At 62.7% G+C, this 3,172-nt stretch carries 2 protein-coding genes; one reads left to right on the forward strand and one right to left on the reverse strand.

Annotated features, from left to right (window positions below):
- Positions 1-226: 226 nt before the first annotated feature.
- Positions 227-1,264, reverse strand: a complete 1,038-nt coding sequence (locus tag ACH2EI_RS00470) for an NAD(P)H-dependent glycerol-3-phosphate dehydrogenase (RefSeq protein ID WP_395154037.1) — start codon at positions 1,262-1,264, stop codon at positions 227-229.
- A 110-nt stretch (positions 1,265-1,374) separates the two neighbouring features.
- Here ACH2EI_RS00470 and ACH2EI_RS00475 point away from each other — a divergent pair, with 110 nt between their 5' ends.
- Positions 1,375-2,931 (forward strand): AMP-binding protein, encoded by a 1,557-nt coding sequence (locus ACH2EI_RS00475; protein WP_395158830.1) that lies wholly within the window; start codon positions 1,375-1,377, stop codon positions 2,929-2,931.
- The last annotated feature ends 241 nt before the right edge of the window (positions 2,932-3,172 follow it).

Below are 3,172 nucleotides of genomic sequence, written 5' to 3' on the forward strand. Positions count from 1 at the left end.
GCGGGTTGATCGTCAGCGTCGGCTGCGACGCCGATCTTGGCGAGCGGGCTGGGCCGAAACCGCTGCCTATTGCGTCGTTCTGTCAGGACTCCGACTGAGTGTTCTCAGCCGACTGGCAAAGAGAAACTCACAGGTCATAACCCGGGGCCCTTTATGCGGTGTGACCTGTCGCAACGAACCTGCTGGCAACAGAGAGGTCGGCCAACCTGCGGGATCACGTAGCGGCTCAGCCGGGTTCGGCTTCGTGGCCAGGTTGGAGGCGGAAGAGGCCGCGGTAGGCCTGGTCGCCGGTGATCTCGCCCGTGATGACCTGATGAACCTCGCGACAGATTGGCAGGTCGACGCCGTACCGCTCGCCGAGTTGCATCACACTGCCGACCGTCTTGACGCCCTCGGCAACCATGTTCATCTCGTCGAGGATGTCCTGCAACGGACGTCCTTGGCCGAGCTGTTCGCCGACATAACGGTTGCGACTCTGCTTCGACACGCAGGTAGCCACGAGGTCGCCGAGGCCCGCGAGGCCGGCAAAGGTTGCCGCCTCGCCACCCATTGCCTCGCCCAAGCGAGACAGTTCAGCCAGCCCGCGTGCGATCACTGCTGAACGAGTGTTGTCGCCAACGCTGAGGCCCTCGGCCATGCCCGCCGCGATCGCGATGACGTTCTTGAGTGCGCCCCCCATCTCGCAACCCACGACGTCGTGGTTGGTGTACACGCGAAACAGTCCACTCTGGAAGACACGCTGCAACGCCTCGGCGACTTCCCGGTCGTGTGTGGCGATAACGGTCGCTGCGGCCTGGCCCGCCATGATCTCCTTGGCGAGGTTGGGGCCGGACAGCGCCGCAACAGGTCGGCCCGGCAGCACGTCTTTGATGACCTCGGTCATGCGCAGCATCGACTCGGCTTCGAGGCCCTTGGTGAGGCTGACGATCGGGATCCACGGATGCACGAACGGCTTGGCAGCTTCGAGCGTCGAGCGGAATGCATGAGAGGGAACGCCGACGACGAGGACCTGTGCTCCGGTGACTGCGGCTTCGAGATCGGAGGTGCCCACGAGGTTCTTGGGTAGGTCGTAGTCGGCGAGGTACTTCGAGTTCTTGTGCTCGTCGTTGATCTCACGCATCTGCGCTTCGTCGCGGCCCCACAGCGTTGCGTCGTTGTGGCGGGCGGCAAGCGACGCGACTGTCGTGCCCCACGAACCGGCGCCGAGCACCGTGACCTTCATCTTGCGATCCTTCACCTGTTTACCCTGCATGTTGTTCCCCATCGTCGTGATCGTCGTCGTGATCGTCGTCGCTTCGCATCCGTGTCGGACGTGCTGACCGTATACGGTCGGCCGCGACCACACCGTCACTGCGAGTTCTTGGGGGACAGCACATGTACGCAGCACACCACGCCATCGAGAATCCGGATCAGGCGGCCTTCATCATGGCCTCGACCGGCGAGGCGGTCAGCTACCGCGAGTTCGAAGGGCGCAGCAATCAGCTTGCTCACCTCCTCGTCGGACATGGACTCCAACCGCTCGATCACTATTCGATCTTCATGGAGAACAACAACCGATACTTCGAATCGTGCGCGGCGGGCGAACGGTCCGGTCTGTACTACACGTGCATCAACTCGTACCTCACGGCCGACGAGACGGCGTACATCGTCAACAATTCCGAGTCGCAAGTGGTCATCACGTCAGCCGCCAAGCTGCCGCTCATCGTCGAAGCACTGCCGAGCTTCGAGAATGTGTCCCTCATCCTCGTGGTCGGCGGTGCCCCGGCAGGGTCCGACGAGCGCATTCGGGACTACGCCGCCGCGATTGCTGACCAGCCGACGACGGCAATCGACAACGAAGTGCTCGGCACGTCGATGCTCTACTCGTCGGGAACCACAGGGCAGCCGAAGGGAATCATCCGGCCGCTCCCGGAGCAGGCTCCGTCGCAGAACCTGCCGATCTTCGACTTCCTCTCCAACCTCTGGCAGTACCGCGACGGCATGATCTACCTGTCGCCCGCACCGCTCTATCACTCGGCGCCCCAGGCTGCGGTCAACCTCACGATTCGCCAGGGAGGCACAGCGATCATCATGGAGCGATTCGACCCGCTCGAATACCTCCAGCTGGTCGAGAAGTACCAAGTGACGCACAGCCAGCTCGTCCCCACGATGTTCAGCCGCATGCTCAAGTTGCCCGTCGCCGAGCGCGAACAGCCCGACCTCTCGTCGCTCGAGTTCGCGGTTCACGCGGCGGCTCCGTGCCCGGTGCAGGTCAAAGAGCAGATGATCGACTGGTGGGGGCCGATTATCCACGAGTACTACGGCGCCACCGAGGGGCTCGGCTTCTCGGCCTGCAACTCCCAGGAATGGCTGGCGCACAAGGGCACCGTCGGCAAGATCGTGCTGGGCGAAGTGTTCGTTGCTGACGACGACATGAACGAGATGCCGGTCGGTGTGCCGGGCACGCTGTGGTTCAAATCGGGCGCCGAGTTTCAGTACCACAACGACGCCGACAAGACCGCCGAGTCGACCTCGGGTGACGGCACGATGACCACGGTCAACGACGTCGGATACGTCGACGAAGACAACTTCCTCTACCTCACCGACCGCAAGACCTTCATGATCATCTCGGGCGGCGTGAACATCTATCCGCAAGAGACCGAGAACCTGCTGATCACTCATCCGAAGGTTGCCGATGCTGCGGTGTTCGGCGTGCCGAACGTCGACCTCGGCGAAGAGGTCAAAGCCGTCGTGCAGCCGCTTGATGGCATCGTGGGCAACGAAGCGCTCGCCCAGGAGCTCATCGAATTCTGTGGCCAACATCTCTCGCGCCAGAAGGTGCCGCGCTCGATCGACTTCGACGCCCAACTGCCGCGCCTGCCGACCGGCAAGCTCTACAAGCGCGTCCTTCGCGACCGGTATTGGGGCGACGGCCAGAACAAGATCGTCTAGCGGTCACACTGTGCCAGGCACAGTGTGACCGGCCGGCTCTCCACCGATTCGGGAGCATGTGTAGTGTGACCACCGGCACAACGCCGTTGATCTGGGGGTTATGCAATGAGCGAGAAGTACTACGTCACCGATTCCGAGCTGTCTGAGCGCTTTCCGCTCTACACCCGAGCCAACGTCGGTGAGGTCTTCCCTGACCCCGTGACACCGCTCACCGGATCAGGAATCATGTTCCACTCCGAAA

It is taken from the genome of Ilumatobacter sp. (genome assembly GCF_041688325.1).
GTDB lineage: Bacteria > Actinomycetota > Acidimicrobiia > Acidimicrobiales > Ilumatobacteraceae > Ilumatobacter_A.